The following is a 3,419-nucleotide window of genomic DNA, read 5'->3' as shown; positions in this document are numbered from 1 at the left end:
CAGCGGGCCCGCGGCGGGGGCGGCCGCGGGCGGGCAGGCCGTCGTCGTGACAGGCCGGGCGGCGCGCCGGGTCGTCGATCCGCGGCGGCATGCCGAACTGCTCGTACCGCTGGTCCGGGAGGTTCTCGACGAGGCGGCGGTACGTCCCGCCGATCTCGACGGTGTGGTGGTGGGCATCGGGCCCGGCCCGTTCACGAGCCTGCGGGTGGGGGTGGTGACCGCCGGCGCGTTCGCGGACGCTCTCGGCAGGCCCGCCTATGGCGTCTGTTCGCTCGACGGTGTCGGCGCCGCCCTCGCGGGCCGGGTGGCCGTGGCGACCGACGCGCGACGCCGTGAGGTCTACTGGGCGGTCTATGAGGACGGCGCCCGCGTCGCCGGGCCCTTCGTGGACCGGCCACAGGCCGTCGTCGACACGCTGCGCGAGATGTCCGTCAGCCGGCTGGTCGGCCCGGGAGCCGTGCTGTACCCGGATGTGTTCACCGGTCTCGCCGGCCCTCAGCCGCCGCCGGCTCCCGCAACGGCCCCGGCAGCGGGCACGCGGGCCGGTACGGACCTGGGTGCGCGGACGGCAGCCGGCCGCGTCCTGTCCGGCGAGACGTCATCGGTGGGCGTCCGCGTCGCCGCGGATCCGCCCCAGGGCTGCGGGCCGCCACGGACGGCCGATCCCGGCTATCCCTCACCGGTCGTTCTCGCCCGGCTGGCCGCCGCCGATGTCCTCGCCCGCCGGCCACCGGCACCGCTGGTCCCGTTGTACCTGCGCCGGCCGGACGCGGCCGAGCCGCACCCACCGAAAACGGTCGCCGTATGAGCGCCCGGGCGGGCCATCCGAGCGCCCGGGTGAGGAGCGGCCGTGCGCGCTGCCCGGACAGCATGAATGATCATCGGGCGGATGCGGCGGTCCTGACGCGCTGGCTGTCCGATCATCGGCCTGCCCTCGCCTGGGCCCCACCCGGAGAACGATCGTGAACTCCCCCGTACCGCCGGACGGCGCGGACAACGTCCAGCAGACCGGGAACGACGTTCCCGCCACCGATGGTCTCCGTCCGGACGCGAGAAGCCCGCAGGACGTTGCCGGCCCCCATGACGGAGTTGCCGGCCCCCATGACGGAGTTGGCGTTCCCGGGGATGTCTCCGTCCCGGGGGACGGAGACAGCGTTCCCGGGGACGGCGCCGCTCCCGCCGGGGGAGCGGGGACAGTGCCTTCCGCGGACGCAGTGCCCTCCGCGGGCACAGTGCCTCCTGGGGAGACGCTGCCTCCCGCGCGGGCCGCTTCCGCCGCGGACGCCGTCCGGCGCGGCCAGGCCGGCCATGTCGAGTTCGAGCCGCTGCGCTGGTGGCACCTTGGCGACGTCGTCGCTCTGGAGCGGGAGATCTTCGCCGAGGACGCGTGGACGCCCGAGCTGTTCTGGTCCGAGCTGGCCCAGGGCGCGGCGCGGCACTATCTGGCCGCCGTCCGCGACGACCGGGTCATCGGTTACGGAGGGCTCGCCATCCATGACGACGAGTCCTACATACAGACTCTCGGGGTCGCCGCGGACGCCCGTGGCGGTGGTGTCGCCACCCGGCTGCTGGTCGCGCTGCTGCGCCACGCCCGCGCCCGGGGCGCCCGCCGCTGCGAGCTGGAGGTACGCACCGACAATGCCGTGGCCCAGTCCCTGTACCGGCGGCTGGGGTTCGTCGAGCTCGGAGTGCGCCGGGGCTACTATCAGCCGTCCGGAGCCGACGCCTATGTGATGTCGGCCGACCGGATACACACCGGTGACTACGGCAGGATGCTGGACGCGGCCGAGCGGGCGGTGTCGAGGTGAGGGCGGCGCCGGAGGCGACAGCGGCGCCGGTGCCGGCAACGGGAAGGGCGCCGGCAACGGGAAGGGCGCCGGCAACGGGAAGGGCGCCGGCAACGGGAAGGGCGCCGGCAACGGGAAGGGCGCCGGCAACGGGAAGGGCGCCGGCAACGGGAAGGGCGCCGGCAACGGGAAGGGCGCCGACAACGGGAAGGGCGCCGACAACGGGAGAGGGAACGGGGACCACGGCGGTGTCGAGATGAGCGGGCGCCGCGCGGGGGACGCGCCGCTGGTGCTGGGGATCGAGACCTCCTGCGACGAGACCGGGGTGGGCCTGGTCCGCGGCGGGGTGCTGCTCGCGGACACACTCGCCTCCTCCGCCGACGAGCACGCCCGCTACGGCGGGGTCATCCCCGAGATCGCCGCCCGCGCGCACCTCGAGGCGATGGCGCCCACGGTGGACCGGGCGCTGTCCCAGGCGGGGCTGCGCCACCGCGACGTGGACGCGGTCGCGGTCACCGCCGGCCCCGGCCTCGCCGGCGCGCTGCTGGTCGGGGTGGCCGCGGCCAAGGCGTACGCGCTCGCGCTCGGCGTCCCGCTCTACGGCGTCCATCATCTGGCCGCGCACGTGGCGGTCGACACCCTTGAGCACGGGCCGCTGCCCGGGCCGTCGATCGCGTTGCTGGTCTCCGGCGGGCACTCGTCGCTGCTGCTCATCCCGGATCTCGCCCGCGGCGAGGTGAGCTCGCTCGGGGCGACCGTCGACGACGCCGCCGGTGAGGCGTACGACAAGGTCGCCCGGCTGCTGGGCATGCCGTTCCCGGGCGGCCCGCCCATTGACCGGGCGGCCCGCGACGGCAGCCCGACGATCCCGTTCCCGCGCGCCAAGGCGTCCGACGGCACCTTCGACTTCTCCTTCAGCGGGCTGAAGACGGCGGTGGCCCGGTGGGTGGAGGCGCGGGGGCGGGCCGGCGAGCCGGTGCCGGTCGCCGACGTCGCCGCGTCCTTCCAGGAGGCGGTGGTGGACGTGCTGACGGCGAAGTCGGTCGCGGCCTGCCGGGCCCACGGCGTGGACACGCTGGTGATCGGCGGCGGGGTGGCAGCGAACAGCCGGCTGCGGGCGCTGGCGGCGGCCCGCTGCGAGGCCGCCGGCATCACGCTGCGGGTGCCCCGGCCCGGGCTGTGCACCGACAACGGCGCGATGGTCGCCGCGCTCGGCTCCCTCCAGGTCGAGGCCGGCATGCCCCCGTCCCCGCTGGACATCCCCGCCTCCTCGACCCTCCCGCTCTGACCGGGCCGTTTCCCAGGTGACGTGACCGTTGCCCGGGTGGTGTTCTCGGTCACATGCCGATCCGGCCTCCGATGGATATCGAGGATGGACGCTGTGGCTGGTGTGACGCGTATGTGGGAGGCGCGGGCGGCGCCGGGGCGGGTGGGCGAGCTGGTGGGCTGGCTCGGCCGGGCCCTGGTGGGCGCCGCGGCGGAGATCTACCGGGGGGTCGGGGACAACCGCGACGTCGTGGTGGTCCTCTTCCATCCGCCCGGGCCGGGGGCTGGGCCCCCGGCGGCTACTCTCCCGGCGGAGGGTGGGCCGGCCACGGCTGCCCCGGCGGCGCCGGCTGCCCCGGCGGGGGC

The 3,419-nt window shown here is 75.9% G+C and carries 4 protein-coding genes; all 4 read left to right on the top strand.

The window, feature by feature from the left end; genetic code table 11:
* A partial coding sequence (gene tsaB, locus NBX02_RS19665) for a tRNA (adenosine(37)-N6)-threonylcarbamoyltransferase complex dimerization subunit type 1 TsaB (RefSeq protein ID WP_250292529.1) occupies positions 1-808 on the top strand: 808 nt, incomplete at its 5' end.
* Positions 809-962: 154 nt separating this feature from the next.
* Positions 963-1,808: a ribosomal protein S18-alanine N-acetyltransferase gene (rimI, locus tag NBX02_RS23395; RefSeq protein ID WP_445548539.1), complete on the top strand. Its 846-nt coding sequence runs from the start codon at positions 963-965 to the stop codon at positions 1,806-1,808.
* Positions 1,809-2,043: 235 nt separating this feature from the next.
* A complete protein-coding gene (gene tsaD / locus NBX02_RS19655; RefSeq protein ID WP_250286713.1) occupies positions 2,044-3,075 on the top strand; it encodes a tRNA (adenosine(37)-N6)-threonylcarbamoyltransferase complex transferase subunit TsaD in 1,032 nt (343 codons plus the stop codon).
* Between the two features lie 93 nt (positions 3,076-3,168).
* A partial coding sequence (locus NBX02_RS19650) for a hypothetical protein (RefSeq protein ID WP_250292528.1) occupies positions 3,169-3,419 on the top strand: 251 nt, incomplete at its 3' end.

The organism is Protofrankia sp. CiP1_Cm_nod1 (assembly GCF_920888515.1).
Classification (GTDB): Bacteria; Actinomycetota; Actinomycetes; order Frankiales; family Frankiaceae; genus Protofrankia.
Note: the sequence above shows the minus strand (reverse complement) of the source record. Positions and strands in the feature narration are given on the sequence as shown.